The 18,333-nt window shown below is 62.9% G+C and carries 17 protein-coding genes; 13 read left to right on the forward strand and 4 right to left on the reverse strand.

Translation table 11 applies throughout. From position 1 onward, the window contains the following. Positions 1-91: 91 nt before the first annotated feature. The 4 genes from KPG71_RS05020 (at position 92) to KPG71_RS05035 (ending at position 4,137) form a co-directional block, all read left to right on the forward strand. Positions 92-475 (forward strand): hypothetical protein, encoded by a 384-nt coding sequence (locus KPG71_RS05020; RefSeq protein WP_216337023.1) that lies wholly within the window; start codon positions 92-94, stop codon positions 473-475. Between the two features lie 124 nt (positions 476-599). Then, the gene (locus tag KPG71_RS05025; protein ID WP_073034835.1) at positions 600-827 is read left to right on the forward strand and encodes a hypothetical protein; all 228 of its coding nucleotides are present in this window, start codon (positions 600-602) and stop codon (positions 825-827) included. A 208-nt stretch (positions 828-1,035) separates the two neighbouring features. Further along, on the forward strand, positions 1,036-2,484 hold the full coding sequence (locus KPG71_RS05030; RefSeq protein WP_216337024.1) for a TrkH family potassium uptake protein: 1,449 nt from the start codon (positions 1,036-1,038) through the stop codon (positions 2,482-2,484). Between the two features lie 54 nt (positions 2,485-2,538). Next, positions 2,539-4,137 carry a 5-guanidino-2-oxopentanoate decarboxylase gene (locus KPG71_RS05035; protein WP_216337025.1) on the forward strand — a complete coding sequence of 533 codons (1,599 nt, stop codon included), beginning with the start codon at positions 2,539-2,541 and terminating at the stop codon, positions 4,135-4,137. 15 nt (positions 4,138-4,152) lie between these two features. On the opposite strand, the gene KPG71_RS05040 is transcribed toward KPG71_RS05035, so the two are convergent. Next, on the reverse strand, positions 4,153-5,901 hold the full coding sequence (locus KPG71_RS05040; RefSeq protein ID WP_216337026.1) for a serine protease: 1,749 nt from the start codon (positions 5,899-5,901) through the stop codon (positions 4,153-4,155). Positions 5,902-6,079: 178 nt separating this feature from the next. Between KPG71_RS05040 and KPG71_RS05045 the strand changes: the two genes are divergently transcribed. From KPG71_RS05045 to KPG71_RS05075, 7 genes are all read left to right on the forward strand, one after another. Beyond that, positions 6,080-7,009: a glycine--tRNA ligase subunit alpha gene (locus tag KPG71_RS05045; RefSeq protein ID WP_073034838.1), complete on the forward strand. Its 930-nt coding sequence runs from the start codon at positions 6,080-6,082 to the stop codon at positions 7,007-7,009. Then, entirely contained in the window at positions 7,009-7,533 is a 525-nt protein-coding gene (locus KPG71_RS05050; protein WP_216337027.1) for a DUF6446 family protein, read from the forward strand. The genes KPG71_RS05045 and KPG71_RS05050 overlap by 1 nt, the downstream gene beginning before the upstream one ends. A 5-nt stretch (positions 7,534-7,538) precedes the next feature. Continuing rightward, on the forward strand, positions 7,539-9,794 hold the full coding sequence (gene glyS, locus KPG71_RS05055) for a glycine--tRNA ligase subunit beta (protein WP_216337028.1): 2,256 nt from the start codon (positions 7,539-7,541) through the stop codon (positions 9,792-9,794). 187 nt (positions 9,795-9,981) lie between these two features. Beyond that, positions 9,982-12,522 (forward strand): pyruvate, phosphate dikinase, encoded by a 2,541-nt coding sequence (gene ppdK / locus KPG71_RS05060; RefSeq protein ID WP_216337029.1) that lies wholly within the window; start codon positions 9,982-9,984, stop codon positions 12,520-12,522. A 169-nt stretch (positions 12,523-12,691) separates the two neighbouring features. Continuing rightward, positions 12,692-13,300, forward strand: a complete 609-nt coding sequence (locus KPG71_RS05065) for a cell wall hydrolase (protein WP_216337030.1) — start codon at positions 12,692-12,694, stop codon at positions 13,298-13,300. Between the two features lie 117 nt (positions 13,301-13,417). Continuing rightward, positions 13,418-13,585 (forward strand): 50S ribosomal protein L33, encoded by a 168-nt coding sequence (rpmG, locus tag KPG71_RS05070; RefSeq protein WP_039682682.1) that lies wholly within the window; start codon positions 13,418-13,420, stop codon positions 13,583-13,585. 117 nt (positions 13,586-13,702) lie between these two features. Next, positions 13,703-14,203: a GNAT family N-acetyltransferase gene (locus tag KPG71_RS05075; RefSeq protein WP_216337031.1), complete on the forward strand. Its 501-nt coding sequence runs from the start codon at positions 13,703-13,705 to the stop codon at positions 14,201-14,203. Between the two features lie 426 nt (positions 14,204-14,629). On the opposite strand, the gene KPG71_RS05080 is transcribed toward KPG71_RS05075, so the two are convergent. Together KPG71_RS05080 and KPG71_RS05085 are read right to left on the reverse strand one after the other, a co-directional pair. Then, positions 14,630-15,349 carry a Bax inhibitor-1/YccA family protein gene (locus KPG71_RS05080; RefSeq protein ID WP_216337032.1) on the reverse strand — a complete coding sequence of 240 codons (720 nt, stop codon included), beginning with the start codon at positions 15,347-15,349 and terminating at the stop codon, positions 14,630-14,632. A 111-nt stretch (positions 15,350-15,460) separates the two neighbouring features. Further along, positions 15,461-15,676 carry a DUF1127 domain-containing protein gene (locus tag KPG71_RS05085; protein WP_216337033.1) on the reverse strand — a complete coding sequence of 72 codons (216 nt, stop codon included), beginning with the start codon at positions 15,674-15,676 and terminating at the stop codon, positions 15,461-15,463. Between the two features lie 125 nt (positions 15,677-15,801). On the opposite strand from KPG71_RS05085, the gene KPG71_RS05090 reads away from it, so the two are divergent. Then, positions 15,802-16,677: a LysR family transcriptional regulator gene (locus KPG71_RS05090; protein ID WP_216337034.1), complete on the forward strand. Its 876-nt coding sequence runs from the start codon at positions 15,802-15,804 to the stop codon at positions 16,675-16,677. Here KPG71_RS05090 and KPG71_RS05095 read toward each other — a convergent pair. Continuing rightward, positions 16,664-17,626 (reverse strand): NADPH:quinone oxidoreductase family protein, encoded by a 963-nt coding sequence (locus KPG71_RS05095; protein WP_216337035.1) that lies wholly within the window; start codon positions 17,624-17,626, stop codon positions 16,664-16,666. The two genes, KPG71_RS05090 and KPG71_RS05095, sit on opposite strands and share 14 nt — an antisense overlap. A 307-nt stretch (positions 17,627-17,933) precedes the next feature. Between KPG71_RS05095 and KPG71_RS05100 the strand changes: the two genes are divergently transcribed. Beyond that, positions 17,934-18,305: a helix-turn-helix domain-containing protein gene (locus KPG71_RS05100; RefSeq protein WP_216337036.1), complete on the forward strand. Its 372-nt coding sequence runs from the start codon at positions 17,934-17,936 to the stop codon at positions 18,303-18,305. The last annotated feature ends 28 nt before the right edge of the window (positions 18,306-18,333 follow it).

The following is an 18,333-nucleotide window of genomic DNA, read 5'->3' on the forward strand; positions in this document are numbered from 1 at the left end:
CGTGGGCGGGACCGGGCCGGACTGCGTTACCGTTTTGTCATCCGGTGCGGGTACGCGTCGGAATGGGCATAACAGGGAAAGGATCATGACCATGACCCAACTTATCACGCCTTTGGCAATGTCGGCTGCCGGAATGCGATTGGCAGGGTATGTCATCGAAACCCATATGCGCGTGGCGCAGGAATTCGGCCGTGCCGCCATTGGCGCCAATCCTTTCATTCCGAAGACCAAAACGGTGCGTGCACCCGCGAAGGCCGCCGCGCCCGCCAAGCCGGCCGCGCCGAAGGTCGATGCGAAGCCACCGGCCCCCAAGGCCGAACCCGTTGTGGCCAAGCGGTCCGGGACGGCGGTCGCCACCAAAGCCGAGCCGGACAAACCGGTTGCCGATACCGTAAAACGCCCGCGTCAACCTTCGCCGCCTCCGGCGATGCCTGCCCCGGCGGCCAAGGCCGCAACCACGCCGGGCAAGAGCTGATCCCGCGATGTGCGGATTGCGCGAGGTGCAACGCAGGCATGACGAATTGGCGATGGTAAGGTCAGCTTTGATGACCTAACTTTGGGTCAGGGAGGAAACCTGAAAGCCGAAAGCGAGGTTTCCAATGGCAACACTGACCACAAATATTTCCGAGGCACCTGCTGCCCTGCGCAACTGGTTGGCATCAATCGGTACGGCACTGCAATGCGGGCTCGAAGCGCATATGAATGCTGCCTCTCGCCGCGACAAGATCGAAGCGCTCGAAGCGAAAAGCGACGAGGAACTGGCGCAAATGGGTCTGACGCGCGATCAGATCATTCACTATGTCTATCGCGATCTCTTTTACACCTGATCGGCGTTGATCGCATGAGATGCGGGGCGGCCCTGGAGCCGTGGTTGCAAATGCGACATGGCTGGCCGCCCCGCCCGTGCTCCCGGCACGAGGCCGACGATCCTGCGCAGGTCCGCCCGTGGCGGTGACAGCGCTTGTCCGTATTGTCCTTTGTGGCGCGGCAACTGGCGCTTGACACTCTGCCGGGCCAAGGCCAACTCTGCGCCTCATGTTGGATTTGCGCCCTGTTGGATATGTGGTGGGATTATTGGTTGCGACCCTCGGTCTGACCATGTTCTTCCCCATGCTCGTCGATATCGCCGAGGGGCGCGAGCACTGGCCCGTTTTTGCCGAAAGCGCGATCCTGACGATCCTTGTGGGCGCTCTGGTGTCGGTGGCCTGTCACAACCGGGTGGCCGATGCTCTGAATATCCAGCAGGCGTTTTTACTGACCGTGGGGGTATGGGTGATCCTGCCCGCGTTCGGTACGCTTCCGTTCATGCTGGGCGAGACGCAGGCCAGTTTTACCGACGCCATGTTTGAGGCCATGTCAGGCCTGACCACGACGGGATCGACCGTGTTCGTGGGGCTGGATGACCTGCCCAAGGGGTTGTTGCTGTGGCGAGGTATCCTGCAATGGCTGGGCGGTCTGGGGATCGTGATCGTCGCGCTGGCCTTCTTGCCCGTGATGCGCGTGGGCGGGATGCAGTTTTTCCGCTCGGAGGGGTTCGATACCTTTGGCAAGGTGTTGCCCCGGACCATCGACATTTCCAAGGGTGTGCTCAATGTCTACCTGGCGCTCACGCTGATGTGCGCGGTCAGCTATATCCTGTTGGGGCTCGATCCGTTCGAGGCCACGGTACATGCGCTGACCACCGTATCGACGGGTGGATTTTCAACCAGAGACGATTCCTTTGCCGCCTTTCCGGGACTTCCGCAATATGCCGGTATCGTTTTCATGGTTCTGGCCAGCATGCCCTTTGTGCGCCTGATGCAGGGGATGCGGGGCGACCTGAAACCGTTTTTCGCCGACTCTCAGGCGCGCGCGTATTTCCGATGGATTGTCTATGCTTGCGGCGCAATCGTTTTCTATGAATTCCTGGTATCGGAAACCCTGAGCGAGACGGCGGTGCGTGAACGTCTGTTCAACGTCGTGTCCATCTTTTCGGGCACGGGCTATGGCGATGGCGATGTCACGGCGTGGGGGGGGATGCCCTTTGTGGTCCTGATTATCGTCGGGGCGATTGGCGGGTGCACCGGATCGACCGGATGTTCGATCAAGGTGTTCCGCTATCAGCTTTTGTTTCGCGCGGTGGGGATGCAGGCGGCGCGGATTTTCAGCCCGCACAAGGTGACCATTCTGCGCCATGACGGGCGTGCCGTGGGCGATGATGTGTTGCAGTCGGTGATCCTGCTGTTCACCACATATATTCTGTTCTTCGGGCTGTTCTCGGTCGCGTTGGCGCTGACGGGGCTTACGATGTCGGATGCGCTGACCGGGGCATGGACCGCGATTTTCAACATCGGTCCGGCCTTCGGGGACCTGGTCGGCCCTACCGGAGCTTTGAATGCCTATCCATCCGAGTCGAAATGGGTCATGATCGTCGCCATGCTGATGGGACGGCTGGAGGTGGTTGCGGTCGTCGTCCTGTTTATGCCCGTTTTCTGGCGCGACTGAACATTTCGGTTCCGACGCCTGCGATTTTGCGACGAATGACAGGAGTGCTCATAGATGACGACATCTTCTCGCGGAACGACACGCCCGCTTGGTGCCCAGATCAGCCATATGTTGAAATCGCGGGGTGTCGATACGGTGTTCGGCATTCCCGGTGTTCACAATCAGGAAATGTATCGCGGGATTGACGAGGCCGGAATCACCCATGTTCTGGCCCGTCACGAACAGGGGGCGGGCTTCATGGCCGATGGCTATGCCCGTGCCAGCGGCAGGCCGGGGGTGGCCTATGTGATCACCGGGCCGGGCCTGTGCAATATCATGACCCCCATCGGGCAGGCCTATTCGGACAGTGTGCCGCTATTGGTGATTTCCTCTTGTCTGGATGAAACGGCGGCGCGGCGCGGGCAGCTTCACCAGATGAAGGATCAGGCCGGGGCGGGGCGATGTGTGGCCGACTGGTCGGAAACGGCGCTGTCGCCGGATGCGGCCTATGCGTTGATCGACCGTGCCCTGTCCGAGTTTGAAACGTCGCGCAAAAGACCCAAGCAACTGTCGGTTCCCATTCGCGTGCTGGAGGGCGAGGCACAGGCCGCTGCGCCGACACGCGCCGCCCTGGTGCGGCCTGTTCCGTCAGCGGACGAGATCGCGGCGGCGGCAGACGCGTTGCGCGGCGCTAAGCGCCCTTTGATCATTGCCGGTGGTGGCGCGCGACATGCGGCGGAGGCGCTGAATATGTTGCGCGATCGGCTGGGGGCGGCGGTAATGACCACCTTTGCCGGTCGCGGGATTTTCGCACCCGATTGCCCCCTGTTCTACGGCAGTTTCCTGATGCGGCCCGGTTCGGTCGAGGAGATCGCGAAGGCCGATGTGGTTCTGGCCGTGGGCACGGAACTGGCCGAGGTCGATACGTGGCGGGGGCATCTGGGGCATACGGGCACGATGATCCGTGTCGATCTGGATGCCGAGGTTCTGGCCGATCAGCAACGCGCCGAAATCCCCGTGATTGCCGATTCCCTGCTGGCGGTGGAGGCGTTGTGCAATGCGATGCCGCAGATGCAGGACAGCGATTGGAGCGCCGAGCAGGTCGCGGCAAGGCGTGCAGGCTGGCGGGCCGAGGTCGACTCCCGCCTGCCCGGAATCGGGGCCATCTGCGGACATCTTCAAAACAGCTTGCCACCCGAAACCATGATGTTTTCGGACATGACGCAGTTTGCCTATGCCGCGAATGAAATATGGGACATGCCGCGCCCCGGACATTGGCATCATCCCAGCGGATTCGGCACGTTGGGCTATGCCTTGCCTGCAGCTATCGGCGGGGCGGTCGCCCGACCGGGGGTGCCGACCATGTGCATCGCCGGGGATTACGGCTTTCAGTACACGTTGCCGGAACTCGGCGTTGCGGTTGAACTGGGACTGCCGTTGCCGATCCTGCTTTGGGACAATGGCAAGCTGAGAGAGATCGAACAGCACATGATCAGCTCTCAGATCGCGCCCAAGGCGGTTGTGGCGCGAAATCCGGATTTCCTGGCTTTGGCGAGGGCCTATGGCGCCGGGGCCGAGCAGCCGGACAGTCTCGACGTCCTGTCAGGGGCGATCCTCAAGGCGTTCAAGGCCGACGGGCCGACCCTGATCCGGGTCACGCCCGATATCGCCTGACAGGGCTGACGATCCTCAATCCCAGCAACTGACCAGAACCGTCATACCCTTGGCGTGGTCGGTCAGGGCCTCGGGTTGCAGCGGTGCGCTCGCTGCGGGAGTCGCCGGGGTGATCCCGGCCTCTTCCAGCACTTTGCGCAATGCCCCGGCGTCCAGGGCAAAGCTCACGCCTTCGGGCAGGGTGCGCCCGTTGCCGCCATCGGGCAGCAGCATCCCCAACACGGACCCGGCGGCATCCACGACCGGGCCACCGATATCGCCGTCCAGAGCGTTCAGCGCCAGCCGGTTTATTCCGCTTTCCCCGTCGAGCCCCTTGAGGTCGGCCAATTGCCCGAACGTCACGGTCGGCGCGCCCAGAATGCCGCCGTAGGAATAGCCGGCAACGGCGACTTCCGATTGCAGGCGCGGAACGACGTTCTGCAACGTGGCCACGGCCAGCGGCGCGAGCGTTTCCAGAGGGCGCAGAACCGCGATTCCAAGGCCGTCCTGTTGTGCGGCGATTTCCGCCTCGTGATCCTGATCTATGGTGATCCGGCGGCAATCCCGAACCACGTCGGCGGTGGTGGCGACCATGCCGTTGCCATCCACGTAGAACCCCGACCGCGACAGGCGCGGCTTGCGGATTTCCAGGCCCGAAACAAGGTCGATGCTTTGCGTGCCCGCGTTGCCTGCGGTGGGGTCAAGGGCCCCGTCGAGGCGGGTGAAACTTTCCTGCATTTCCCCCAACAGGCGTGTGCGGCGTTCTTCGTCACCGGCGGGCCAGATCAGGGTAAAGCCCTTGATCTCTCCATCCTGCAGCCAAGCCTGTGTATGCGAGATTACGAGGGCGCTTTCCCCGATCAGGGTAAACGCGTTGTCATTCAACGAGCGCGGGCCGGTTTCAGGCACGATCTCCAGCGTCTGCATGATGTCATACAGCCCGGCCAGCGTGTTGTTGTCGCCCCGTTGGCTGATCAGCAGAACGCGCGCGTCAACGTCGCCGACTGGCGTGTAATGGGCAAAGGGCGGTTCGTATTTTTCGAACCCGACAATATCGGTGGGCAGTTTGATTTCGATTCCGGCCTCGGTGTCGCGCACGATATCCAGCCCAAGATCGGCCAGAACGGCATTGTAGTCCTGCAAAAGCTCGGCGCGTTGCCGGGTGGTCAGGATGCCGGTGCCCTGATAGCCCTGCGCCGCCTGCCAGCGGGCCATCGCCCCGCGCGTGCCCCGGCCAAAGGCCGCGTCGATGCCGCCGTCGTAGAACCCGGCCCATTTCAGCGCTTCCTGCAATTCGGCGCGGTCTTCGCGGGTCAGGGTGCGCTCGCTGGCGCGGGCCTCAGCCGGGGTTTCGTCGATCGGATCGGGATCGGGAAGGTCGGGAATCGCGGCGTTTTCGGGGGGCGTATCGGGTGCGGGCGGCGTGGGAACCAGCGCAGGGCTGGTCAGGAAGTTCGCGCCGATGGGCCAGAATTGTTGGCGATAGTCGTTGTTGTCGGCGATATAGCTGTCGCGCGGGATCACGCCCTCGGCGCGATAGACCTGCAGGACACGCGCCGCATCGTCGGGGGAATAGGGGCCAAGCGCGATGGCGTACCATCCCCCGCCCAACGAGAACCCGTTCACATCCTCAAGCCGGGTGGCATAGCCGCGGATGCTGTTGCGGGCCTGTGCAAGACTGGGCTGCGCTTCGATCTGGACCCATGCGGTCGGGCCCTGCTGTTGCGCCTGCGCCGTTCCGATCATCAGGATTGCAAACAGCGTTGCCCAAAAAATGCGTGTCATGAATTTCCCTTAATCCTTGCCCGATCGTGTTTTCCGCGCCTCTTTTTGCGCTTGAGAGGTGTTTTAACAAATCTGTATCTGCGTGCACCCAAAATATGCCCGGTCATGCAATTGACCCTGCCGGATCGGAGCCGTAGGTAAGAGCGGCGATTTCGACGGCCCGAGCCCGGAGACGACCATGGCGGACAAGACAAGCAAACCACGCAGTTTTCAGGAAGTCATCCTGCGGCTTCAGACCTACTGGGCCGGGCAGGGCTGTGCCATGATGCAGCCCTATGACATGGAGGTGGGCGCCGGTACATTCCATCCGGCCACCACGCTGCGCTCGCTTGGGTCGAAACCCTGGGCGGCGGCCTATGTGCAGCCCTCGCGCCGCCCCACCGACGGGCGTTATGGGGAAAACCCCAACCGGCTGCAGCACTATTACCAGTACCAGGTCCTGATCAAACCCAGCCCGCCCAACCTGCAAGAACTGTATCTCGGCAGCCTCGAGGCCATTGGCATCGACATGGCTCTGCACGATATCCGTTTTGTCGAGGATGACTGGGAAAGCCCCACTCTGGGGGCCTGGGGCCTTGGCTGGGAAGTCTGGTGCGATGGCATGGAAGTCAGCCAGTTTACCTATTTCCAGCAGGTCGGCGGCCATGATTGTCAGCCCGTTTCGGGCGAATTGACCTATGGTCTGGAGCGTCTGGCAATGTACGTCCTGGGGGTCGATCACGTGATGGAGATGCCCTTCAACGATCCCGATGCGCCGATTGCGCTGTCTTATGGTGATGTGTTCCGCCAGACCGAGCAGGAATACAGCCGCTGGAATTTCGACGTGGCCAATACCGATGTCCTCTTGAAGCAGTTCGAAGAGGCCGAGGCCGAATGCGAGGCGATCCTGAGCCACGAACATGAAGACCCCAAGACCGGCCATCGGATCATCATGGCGCATCCCGCCTATGACCAGTGCATCAAGGCCAGCCATCTCTTCAACCTGCTGGATGCGCGCGGTGTGATTTCCGTGACCGAACGGCAGGCTTATATCGGCCGGGTGCGTGCGCTGGCCAAGAAATGCGCCGACGCCTTCGTTCAGACCGAGGCCGGGGGGCATGCGGCGTAATGGGAAAATTTCTGGCGGGGCTGATCTTGGTTACGGCAATCGTCGCGGGCGCGGTACTTTACTACGTCCAGATCTATGCGTTTTATGACGAGGTGTCGGGCAACGGCACCGATGACGTTCTGATGACCTCGATGGTGTCCGGCCAGCCCGAGCCGGTGCTGTATGACGATTTCCGTGCGATCGATTCCGACAGTTCGCCCATCCGCTACCGGGCCTGCTTTACCACCACCATGAGCCAGGCCATGCTGACGGAAACCTATGAACCCTACGAGCGGGCCGAACCGTTGGTTGCGCCGGGCTGGTTCGACTGTTTCGACGCCGATGCGCTTGGCGCCGCTCTGGAAGACGGTCGCGCGCTGGCCTTTTTGGGCCAGAAGGATATCGAGTACGGCATCGACCGGATCGTCGCCATTACCGAAGACGGGCGCGGTTATGTCTGGCACCAGATCAACCATTGCGGCGAGGTCGTCTTTGACGGTCAGCCCGCGCCCGAAGACTGCCCTGAACCCCCGAATGGGAACTGACCGATATGCCTGATCTCCTGATCGAACTGTTTTCCGAGGAAATCCCCGCCCGCATGCAGGCCCGCGCCGCGGATGATCTGCGCAAGCGCATGACTGACGGTCTGGTCGAGGCCGGTCTGACCTATGCCGGTGCGCAGGCCTTTTCCACCCCGCGCCGGTTGACCTTGGCGGTCGAGGGGCTGCTGGCCGAAAGTCCGACCATCGAGGAAGAGCGCAAGGGGCCGCGTGTGGACGCACCGGAAAAGGCGATCGAGGGCTTTTTGCGCGGTGCAGGCGTTTCGCGCGACGATCTTGAGGTGCGGGACGAGAAAAAAGGGCAAGTGTATTTCGCCACCATCACCAAGCCGGGCCGTCCGGCGGATGCCATCGTGGCCGAGGTTCTGGAGGGTGTGATCCGCAACTTCCCTTGGCCGAAATCCATGCGTTGGGGATCGGGCAGCCTGCGGTGGGTGCGGCCTTTGCATTCGATCCTGTGCATTCTGACGGACGAGGCGGGTGAGGCGCGGGTGGTCGATCTGGATGTCGATGGCATCAAGGCGGGCAACACCACCGAGGGGCACCGTTTCATGGGCGATGGCCGTTTTGCGGTGACCTCGTTCGAGGATTACGAGGCCAGGCTGAAGCGCGCCAAAGTCATTCTTGACCCTAAGGAGCGCGCCGATCACATCTGGCAGGACGCAACCAATCAGGCCTTTGCTGCCGGGCTGGAAGTCGTGGAAGATCAAGGGCTTTTGGCCGAGGTGTCCGGGCTGGTCGAATGGCCCGTGGTCCTGTTGGGCCGGATTGACGACGAGTTTCTGGAGCTGCCGCCCGAGGTTTTGCAGACCTCGATGAAGGAACATCAGAAGTTCTTTTCGGTACGCAATCCCAAGAGCGGGCGGATCGAATCCTTCGTGACCGTGGCCAATATCGAAACCGCCGATCACGGCGCGACCATTCTTGCGGGCAACCAGAAGGTTCTGTCGGCGCGGTTGTCGGACGCAAAATTCTTTTGGGAGAATGACTTGCGTGTGGCGCGGTCCGGTATGGATGCGTGGATCGAGCAGTTGGGCAATGTCACGTTCGAACGTCAGTTGGGAACGCAGGCGGCGCGGATTGCGCGGATTGCATCGCTGGCGCAGGAAATTGCGCCGGAGGTCGGGGCCAAGCCCGACCTGGCAGGGCAGGCCGCGCGGGTGGCCAAGGCCGATCTGAGTTCCGAAATGGTCTATGAATTCCCGGAATTACAAGGGCTTATGGGGCGTTACTATGCCGCCGCTGCGGGCCTTCCGGCCGAGGTGGCCGCCGCTTGTGAAGAACATTACGCGCCGCTCGGGCCATCCGACGATGTGCCGACCGCGCCGGTTTCGGTTTCGGTGGCGCTGGCGGACAAGCTGGATACGCTGACGGGGTTCTGGGCGATTGACGAAAAGCCGACCGGATCGAAAGACCCGTTCGCGCTGCGCCGGGCTGCGTTGGGGGTGATCCGCATCATTCTGGATGGCGGATATCGCGTCAAACTGGATAGATATATTGATGCACAACTGCTGCGCCACAAGATAAGCCTCAATCACGCCCGTGCGAGCGAAGGCGAAATCGACACGCTGGAAGAGATTCTGGAAGAGGTTGCGGAGCGCGGGGTGTTCGGGGCGGCGTTTCATGCGGTGATGGATCGGTTGCAGGGGAAAGACGGTGCGCCGGATATGGGCGAGGGCAGTTTGCTGCGCACGGTGGGCGATCTGGTGCCGGATCTGAGCACCGATTTGCTGGCGTTTTTCCATGACAGGCTGAAAGTTTACTTGCGTGATCAAGGGCTTAGGTATGACGTGATCGACGCCTGCCTGACACTGGACGGGGGTGACGACCTGAGCCTGATCGTGGCGCGGGCCAAAGCGTTGGATGACATCCTGAAAACGGAAGACGGTGAAAACCTGGTGCAGGGGTTCAAGCGGGCCAACAATATCCTGACCCAGGCCGAGGAGCGCGATGGGGTGGAATACTCGTTCGGGGCCGATCCGAAATTTGCGGAAGTCACTGAAGAAAAAGACCTTTTCGCCGCTCTCGACACGGCCGAGGCCAAGATCGCCAAGGCCAACGAGGCCGAGGATTTTGTGGGGGCGATGGCTGCGATGGCTGCGATGCGCCCGGCGGTGGATGCGTTTTTCGAGGCGGTGCAGGTCAATACGGAGAACGAGATCGTTCGTCGTAACAGGCTGAATTTGCTTGGGAAAATCCGTGATATTTGCCTGAAGGCCGCCGATCTGACCAAGCTGGAGGGCTGAGCGGGCTGCGTTTTGTACGTTTTGTACGAAGTGTACGCGCGTTTTGTACGAAAATCGGGGCCTCGGCGCGAAATTGCGTCCATCATGGACCTTCGTGCCGTCCGGTCACCTGTCGCCCGTGACCGGCTTTTCCTTGCCATGCGCGGGCGGGCGCGTATTCTGCGGCCACGCAGCGAAAGGTGCCGCAGTGCAGCATAACGACCCGGATATCACCCTGATCACCCCCTCGGCCCCGATGGCGGCGGAAACGCATGGCGGGCGCGCCAAGTGTCTTCAGCGGCTGGTGCGGCTGGACCTGCCGGTGCCGCGCACCATCGCTTTGTCGTTCCGGGCGGTTCACGGAATCGCTGCGGGCGAGTTGCCCGACATGACGCGGATGCTGGCGCCGTTTCAGGACGAGGCGTTGCTGTGCGTGCGCCCGTCTTCGGAAGACCCGGACTGGGGCGGGCCGGGGGCGGTTCTGAATATCGGGATGAACGACGCCAAGTTCGTGGAACTGAGCGACCGTCTGGGCAAGGAGGCGGCTTCGGATCTGTATCTGCGGTTCGTGCAGGCCTATGCGATTCATGTGGCGCGGCTGGACCCGGACATGTTCGACGAGATTTCCGAAGACCCCATCGAAGGGCTGGGGCAGGCGCTGCGCGCTTATGAGGACGAAACCGAGGAAGATTTCCCGCAGGATACGGGCGTGCAACTGGCCGAGGTGCTGCGCTCGATGGCGCGGGCCTGGGAGGGCACGACGGCGCGGCTGCTGCGGCAGGCCAAGGGCGCACCGGCGGATGCCGGGCTGGGCCTTGTGGTGCAGGAAATGGCGTTCGGGCTGGGGCAGGGCGAATGCGGCTCGGGGGTGATTCAGCTTGTGGACAGCGTGACCGGCGCGCGCCAGATCACCGGGCGCTACCTGAGCCAGAGCCAGGGGCGCGAGGCGCTGCATGGCGGGTCGGACGCATTGTATCTGGAGCAGGACCCGCGCGGCCCGTCGCTGGAAGAACTGGCCCCCGAGGCGTTTGCGGCGCTCAAGGAGTATACCGCCCTGATGCGCGTCAAGCTGCGCGAGGAAATGCAGGTGGAGTTCACCATCGAGAACGGCGCGGTGTTCGTTCTGGACGGGGTGCGCGTGGCGCGCAACGCCCGCGCGGCGGTGGCGATTGCCGTGGCGCTGGCCGAGGACGGGATCATCGCGCGTGAAGAGGCGCTGATGCGGATCGAGCCGCGGGCGCTGAACGAACTGTTGCACCGGCAGGTCGATCCGGAAGCGCCGCGCGACGTGCTGGCGCGGGGCGTGGCGGCCAGCCCCGGCGCGGCGACGGGCCGGATCGTCTTTACCGCCGAGGCGGCGCAGGCCGCTGCGGCGCGGGGCGAAGCCTGCGTTCTGGTGCGGCGCGAAACCAACCCCGAGGATATTCGCGGGATGCATGCCGCGGTGGCGGTGCTGACCGAGCGGGGCGGGATGACCAGCCACGCGGCGGTGATCGGGCGGGGCATTGGCCTGCCGTGTGTGGTGGGTGCGTCGGAGATCGGATTCGATCCGGCGCAAAAGCAATTGAAGATGCCCGACGGCCGGATACTGAAAAAGGGTGATACGATCACCATCGACGGCAGCAACGGCGAGGTTCTGGCGGGCGAGGCCCCGTTGCTGGAAGCGGCGCGCGACGAATCGTTCCAGACCCTGATGACCTGGGCCGACGAGGTGCGCGACATCGCCGTGCGCGCCAATGCCGACACCCCCGCCGATGCCGAGGTGGCGCGCAGGTTCCGCGCGCAGGGGATCGGGCTGTGCCGGACCGAGCACATGTTTTTCGAGACCGACCGCCTGACCGTGATGCGCGAAATGATCTTTGCCGATTCCAGCGAGGACCGCGCGGCGGCGCTGGAGCGGCTGCTGCCGATGCAGCGGGCGGATTTCATCGACCTGTTCCGCATCATGCAGGGCAAGCCGGTGTGCATTCGCCTGTTCGACCCGCCGCTGCATGAATTCCTGCCGTCGGACCGCAGCGGTATGCGCGAGCTGGCCGAGGCGCTGGACCTGCCCTTGTCGGACGTGACGCGCCGGGTGGATGCGCTTGGCGAATACAACCCGATGCTGGGGATGCGGGGGGTGCGGCTGGGCATCGTGGTGCCGGAAATCTACGAGATGCAGGCGCGGGCGATTTTCGAGGCGACCATCGAGGCCAGCCGCGAGGGGGCGCCGGTGGTGCCCGAGATCATGATTCCGCTGGTGTCGGCCTGTCGCGAAGTCGAACTGGTCAAGACGCGGATCGACCTGGTGGCGGCGTCGGTGCGCAACGAGACCGGGCAGGCGTTCACCTATCGTCTGGGCGTGATGGTGGAAACGCCGCGCGCAGCGCTGCGCGCCGAAGAGATCGCGCCGCATGTGGCGTTTCTGAGTTTCGGCACCAACGACCTGACGCAGATGACCTATGGCCTGAGCCGCGACGATGCGGGGCGGTTCATGTCGGCCTATGTGCAGCAGGGGGTGTACCCCGAAGACCCGTTCCACACGCTGGATGTGGACGGTGTGGGCGAACTTTTGCGTATCGGGGCGGAACGGGGTCGCAGGGCCTCGCCCGATCTGGTTTTGTCGATTTGCGGCGAACATGGCGGCAACCCCGAATCAATCGCGTTCTGCCGGGATGCGGGATTCGACTATGTTTCGTGCTCGCCCTTCCGGGTTCCGGTGGCGCGACTTGCTGCCGCACAGCTGGCGGTGAAAGACAAGATCGGGTAGCGCGAGAGGCGTTTCGCGCAAGATACGGCATGTCGGCCACGGGAGTCGCGACGGGAAATGTTGTCGTGAACTCGCGTGATTTGTCGTGGGCTGGACCTGCGCAGGCATTTTGTCTATGTGACGCGGATCAATCCGGGGCCCGGTGGGGGGTCATGAAAGGAGAGATCCGATGTTCAGGTTTGCTGCCATTGTGTTGATTTGTCTGGGGGGGATGGCCGCGGCGGACACGCCGGTGAAGCGGTTGTTCGACCAGGAGACGCGTGCGCTCAATCAGATGTCGCAGGCGCGTCTTGCCAGCTACATGGAACGTCCCGAGGCCGAACTGCGCTATTCGCGCGACTGGCTGGCGGGGCAATCGTTGAAACAGGGGGGCGCCCAGTGGCGGTGCCTGGCCGAGGCGCTGTATTTCGAGGCGCGCGGCGAAAGCGTGAAGGGGCAGTTCGCGGTGGCCGAGGTCATCATGAACCGCGTCGACAGCGCCGAATTTCCCGACAGTGTCTGCGGTGTGGTCAAACAGGGGACGGGGCGCAAATACGCCTGCCAGTTCACCTATACCTGTGACGGGCATCCCGAGGTGATCAGCGAGCCGCGCGCCTTCGAACAGGTGGGCAAGGTGGCCAAGCTGATGGTGGACGGTGCGCCGCGCCACCTGACGGCGGGGGCGACGCATTACCATACCCGTGCGGTCAACCCGCGCTGGGCGCGCAAGTTCCCGCGGACCGCGTCGATCGGGGTGCATTATTTCTATCGTATGCCCACGCGTTTGTCGTCGAACTGACAAACGGCACGGTCCGGGCGGCAAAAACCGGTTGACTCGGGCGCGCGCGCCATTAAAAGGCGGGCTTCATGACGAATTTCACGGGCGCGCTGCGCGTCCGGTGCAGGAGACAGCAAAATGGCGAAGCCGACGACCATCAAGATCCGTCTGAACTCGACCGCGGGCACGGGCCATTTCTACGTGACCAAGAAAAACGCACGCACCATGACCGAAAAGATGGTCGTACGAAAGTATGACCCGGTGGCGCGCAAGCACGTCGAGTACAAGGAAGGCAAGATCAAGTAAGATCGCCCGACTTTGACAGACTGACGAAAGCCGCGCCGCCCGATGCGCGGCTTTCTTGATTCCGGAGGCAGGCGAACGGGCGGCGGGGCGGTGATCCAACAGCCCGAGGCCCGTTTCATGAGTTCTCTTCAGATCCTTCCCGCAAGTGCGGCCTGTCCGGCCGATATCGACGATATGTTACGGCGCAGCTGTGCTCGGCTGCTGTGCGCCGATTACCCGCCCGACCTGTTGCGCGCGGTGCTGCCGGTGCTGGGCCGGGCGCGGCCCGAGTTGCTGAGCGCGGCGGAGTATTTCGTGGCGGTGAGGGCCGGGCGCGTGGTGGGCGCGGGCGGCTGGAGCCGGGAAACCCCGTTCGGTCGTCCCGGCGTGGCGGGGTTGGGCCATATCCGGCATGTGGCGGTGTGCCCCGATCACCAGCGGCAGGGCATCGGGCGGGCGCTGTTCGGGCGGATCGAAGCGACGGGGCAGGCGGCGGGGGTGAGGAGCTTCCTGTGCCTGTCCACGCGCAATGCGGTGCGGTTTTACGGGGCGATGGGATTTGCCGCGCAGGGCGAGGTGGAGCTGCATCTGGGGCCGGGGGTGTATTTCCCGGCAGTGCAGATGAAACGCGAGATGTAGCGTTTTCATTTTGTTGGGGGGGCTTTGCGCGACGTGCAGCGAGTGACCGGACTTGAGGCCATGAGAGACGTTCGTGCAGAGCGCCTAGCCGGTTAACCGCCGCGAAGCGGCCCGGCTATCGTCAGCCCCTGCCTTGGGCTGGCGATTTGTCTGAACTGGGCGCGCTGTTCGTTCTGTGGATGTGTTTTGCGGCCATAAAGCACTTCAAAACTACAGTTGCATCGCCACCCCAGGGGCTGACGTCAGCCTTCGTCGCGAACTTCAGCTTGGTTCGCACGGCAGCTTTCCGCTTTCCCCGAAGGACGGCGGCACGGGCGGGACGCACTCCATGCGGCAGGTTTCATCGGATGCGCCGGAGTGTGCGAGGCAAAAGAAAAGGGCCGGTCGATGTGACCGGCCCTTTGGCGTTGTCGGTATGGGGCGCGATTACTCGCGCTGGCCCAGCAGGTTCAGGAGCATCATGAACATGTTGATGAAGTCCAGGTAGAGGCGCAGCGCGCCCATGATGGCGGACTTGCCCATCCACTCGCTGTCGCCGTGATGGGCGTGGGCGAGGTATTCGTTCTTGATGTCCTGCGTGTCATAGGCCGTCAGACCCGCAAAGATCAGCACGCCGATGATCGAGATCGCGAACATGATCGCGGGCGAGCCGAGGAAGATGTTGATGATCGACGCCACGATCAGGCCGATCAGACCCATGATCAGGAAACTGCCCCAGCCGGAGATGTCCTTTTTCGTGGTGTAGCCCCACAGCGACAGGCCCGCGAAGGCGATCGCGGTGATCAGGAAGACCTGCGCGATGGAGAAATCGGTGAAGACCACGAAGATGTAGCTGATCGAAACGCCCATCACCGCCGAAAAGGCGTAGAAAAACAGTTGCGCGCCGGCCGCCGACAGGCGGTTGATGGCCGCGCCGAAGGCGAACACCATGATCAGCGGGGCAAACATGACGATGTAACGGGTAAACCCGGTGAACAGGGCGTTCATCATCGTCGCGTTGTTGCCCACGGCCCAGGCCGCGGCAAAGGTCAGCAACATGCCGATGGACATGGTGCTGTAGACCTTGTTCATATGGGCGCGAAGTCCCTGGTCAATCTGGGCGGAACGGGTGCCGGCCGCCGTCCGGATTGTATCAAATTCAGCCATCAAAGCCTCCGATAAATGTCAGACCAAACCCGTTGTCGGGCTTTGCCTGACAATATCGGTTAGCTTTGCGCCTATTTCAAGCTTTACCGGCGCAAATCGTACAGCGCGATGTCAGCTTTCGCGCCAGGTGTCGGGCACGTCCCAGAAGGGGCGGCGGGCCTCGGCCTGAGCGGCCTTGCGGGAGATGCCGATATCGCGCAGGGCGGTTTCATCGAGCCGGGCCAATGTCCGCCGCTGGCGGCGCAGCACCAGGACGGCGCGCAGTTTGCGGGCCAGCGACAGCGGGCGCAGTGCGAGGCGGGTGCGGTGTTCGGACAGGTAAGCCATAGCGATATTCTTTCGTAAACGTGATGTATTCAGTGACATTCATCTTGCATGGTGATAGTTATGCCGGACAGAAGGGCATTCGGAAAACGAATGTTTGTGGTTTCGATCATCAAAATGGGTGATGAATGAGAAATCTGGATACAACGACCCTGCGATCCTTCGTGGCTGTGGCCGATTGTGGCGGGGTGACGCGGGCCGCCGGGATGCTGCACCTGACGCAATCGGCGGTGTCGATGCAGATCAAGCGGCTGGAAGAGTTGCTGGGCCTGTCCCTGTTCGACCGGAACAACCGGCGCGTGACGCTGACCGCCTCGGGCGAGCAATTGCTGGGCTATGCGCGGCGCATTCTGGAACTGAACGACGAGGCCGTGGGCCGGTTGACCGAGCAGACCTTCGAGGGCGAATTGGTGTTGGGCGTGCCCAACGACATCGTTTATCCGGTGATCCCGCGGGTTCTGAAATCGTTCAACACGGCCTTTCCGCGGGTGAGCGTCAACCTGAGATCGTCCAGCACGGTCAGGTTGCTGGAGGGGCTGAAGAAGGGCGAGTTGGACCTGATCCTGACCACCGAAGAGGATGTCGGCCCCGGTGGCGAAACCCTGTGCGAGATGCAGTTGCGCTGGACCGGGGCGGTGGATGGCACGGCCTGGAAAAAGCGGCCCCTGCGGCTGGCCTTTTGCAAATACTGCATTTTCCGCCCGCTGGTGTTGCGAAAACTGGAGGCGGCGGGGATCGACTGGGAACTGGCGGTGGATTCCGATGACGACCGCGCGGTCGAGGCCCTGACAAGCGCCGACCTGGCGGTGGGGGCCTATTTGGTGGACAGCATTCCACCGCATCTGGAGCCGGTCACGGCAGGCGCGGCGCTGCCCGACCTGGGGGTGCAGAAAGTGAACCTCTATACCCGCAGCGGACGCGATGAGGTGCTGGAGGAACTGGCCAACATGCTGCGCAAGGGCTATGGCGCGGTGCGGCCCGTCGCCAGCGTCAACGCGGCGTGACCACGACCTTGCCGGTGGATTTGCGGGCGCGCAGCAGCTCCAGCGCCTCGGCGGCACGGTCGAGCGGCAAGACGTGGCTGACATGGGGTTTGATCTTGCCCTCTTCGTACCAGCGCATGAGCGTGGCGAGGCTGTCCGTCACCACCGAGGGGCGGAATTTCAGGAAGCCGCCCCAGTAGAGCCCCATGACGCTGAGATTCTTGACCAGCAGGTGATTGGGCTTGATTTGGGGCATCTTGCCGCTGGCGAAGCCGATGGTCAGAAGGCGCCCTTCGGGGTTGGTGGCGCGAAAGGCGGCCTCGAACTGATCGCCGCCGACGGGATCGTAGACCACGTCGACACCGCCCAAGCGCTTGCATTCCTCGCGGATGTCCTGCGTTTCGGCGTCGATCAGGTGGTCGGCCCCGGCGCGTTCGGCCACCGCGAGCTTGGTCGCGCCACGGGCGCAGGCGATCACGCGCGCGCCCATCACCTTGCCGATTTCCACCGCCGTCAGGCCGACGCCCCCCGCCGCCCCGAGGACGAGAAGCGTTTCGCCCGGTTGCAGCCGCGCGGTGTGCGACAGCGCGACATGGCTGGTGCCATAGGCGATCTGGAAGGCGGCGGCGTCGATATCGGACATCGCATCGGGCAGGGGCACGGCGCGTTCGGCGGGAAAGCAGCCCATTTCGGCCAGCCCGCCCTGTCCGGCGAACACCGCGACACGGGTGCCGATGGCGGGGCCGTCCACGCCGGGGCCGAGCGCATCGACGGTGCCGGCCACCTCCATCCCGAGGGTAAAGGGGGCCTCGGGCGTGTCCTGATAGTCGCCGGTCATCATCAGGAGATCGGCGAAATTCAGGCCGCAGGCCCCGATGCGCAAGCGCAACTCACCCGGTCCCGGTTCCGGGTCGGGCAGGGTGCAGAGGGCCGGTTCGGCCCCGGCCGATTCGATGTGGAACGCGCGCATGAAAGGCCCCCGATGGCTGTCTGATGGGTGTGCAAGTGTCTGACATGGTTAACCGAATTGCCTTTTTCATGTCAATTCACGGTCGGGCCGCCGATTGTATACTTCCAAAGAATAGGTGCCCGTTTAAATTGTCGGGCAAATGGCCGCGTCACGTTTTCGGGGTGCGAAAAATCTTGTAATTCTGCCGACGTCTGCATAACATCCTTAACGCGCCGTTGGGGTATACAGCGCCAATATGATCATATTTATTAACGTAGCTGGTGATTTCTTTTTACTGTTCTGTAGCAATTCTAGAGAAGGAAAAATCATGCCGCACCCTGTTGACGTGCATGTCGGGAAACGTATTCGCCATCGCCGGTGGCTTGTGGGGATGACGCAACAACAACTGGCTGAACATGTCGGGATCAAGTTTCAGCAAATTCAGAAGTACGAAACAGGAGCGAACCGCGTCAGCGCCTCGCGCTTGTGGGACATCGCGGACGCGCTGGGCGTCGAAGTAAGCTTTTTCTTCGAGGGTCTGGCCCCCGAGGGCAGCGCCGGCAAGGATGCCGAGAACATGCCGGCGGACCTGCTGGGGGACAAGGAAGCGCTGGATCTGGTGCGGTCGTATTACGCGATCCCCGAAAACCAGCGCCGCCGTCTGTTCGACCTGGCGCGGGTGCTGAGCGACGTGACTTGAGATTGACGCCGGGGCGGTCTACCCATGA

This window comes from Roseovarius sp. PS-C2, from assembly GCF_018862045.1.
Classification (GTDB): Bacteria; Pseudomonadota; Alphaproteobacteria; order Rhodobacterales; family Rhodobacteraceae; genus Roseovarius.

What these genes read in the sequence shown, in the direction of transcription:
- KPG71_RS05020 (WP_216337023.1), top strand. Translation starts at nt 92, where the DNA reads ATGACCCAACTTATCACGCCTTTGGCAATGTCGGCTGCCGGAATGCGA.
- KPG71_RS05025 (WP_073034835.1), top strand. Translation starts at nt 600, where the DNA reads ATGGCAACACTGACCACAAATATTTCCGAGGCACCTGCTGCCCTGCGC.
- KPG71_RS05030 (WP_216337024.1), top strand. Translation starts at nt 1,036, where the DNA reads ATGTTGGATTTGCGCCCTGTTGGATATGTGGTGGGATTATTGGTTGCG.
- KPG71_RS05035 (WP_216337025.1), top strand. Translation starts at nt 2,539, where the DNA reads ATGACGACATCTTCTCGCGGAACGACACGCCCGCTTGGTGCCCAGATC.
- KPG71_RS05040 (WP_216337026.1), bottom strand. Translation starts at nt 5,901, where the DNA reads ATGACACGCATTTTTTGGGCAACGCTGTTTGCAATCCTGATGATCGGA.
- KPG71_RS05045 (WP_073034838.1), top strand. Translation starts at nt 6,080, where the DNA reads ATGGCGGACAAGACAAGCAAACCACGCAGTTTTCAGGAAGTCATCCTG.
- KPG71_RS05050 (WP_216337027.1), top strand. Translation starts at nt 7,009, where the DNA reads ATGGGAAAATTTCTGGCGGGGCTGATCTTGGTTACGGCAATCGTCGCG.
- glyS (WP_216337028.1), top strand. Translation starts at nt 7,539, where the DNA reads ATGCCTGATCTCCTGATCGAACTGTTTTCCGAGGAAATCCCCGCCCGC.
- KPG71_RS05065 (WP_216337030.1), top strand. Translation starts at nt 12,692, where the DNA reads ATGTTCAGGTTTGCTGCCATTGTGTTGATTTGTCTGGGGGGGATGGCC.
- rpmG (WP_039682682.1), top strand. Translation starts at nt 13,418, where the DNA reads ATGGCGAAGCCGACGACCATCAAGATCCGTCTGAACTCGACCGCGGGC.
- KPG71_RS05075 (WP_216337031.1), top strand. Translation starts at nt 13,703, where the DNA reads ATGAGTTCTCTTCAGATCCTTCCCGCAAGTGCGGCCTGTCCGGCCGAT.
- KPG71_RS05080 (WP_216337032.1), bottom strand. Translation starts at nt 15,349, where the DNA reads ATGGCTGAATTTGATACAATCCGGACGGCGGCCGGCACCCGTTCCGCC.
- KPG71_RS05085 (WP_216337033.1), bottom strand. Translation starts at nt 15,676, where the DNA reads ATGGCTTACCTGTCCGAACACCGCACCCGCCTCGCACTGCGCCCGCTG.
- KPG71_RS05090 (WP_216337034.1), top strand. Translation starts at nt 15,802, where the DNA reads ATGAGAAATCTGGATACAACGACCCTGCGATCCTTCGTGGCTGTGGCC.
- KPG71_RS05095 (WP_216337035.1), bottom strand. Translation starts at nt 17,626, where the DNA reads ATGCGCGCGTTCCACATCGAATCGGCCGGGGCCGAACCGGCCCTCTGC.
- KPG71_RS05100 (WP_216337036.1), top strand. Translation starts at nt 17,934, where the DNA reads ATGCCGCACCCTGTTGACGTGCATGTCGGGAAACGTATTCGCCATCGC.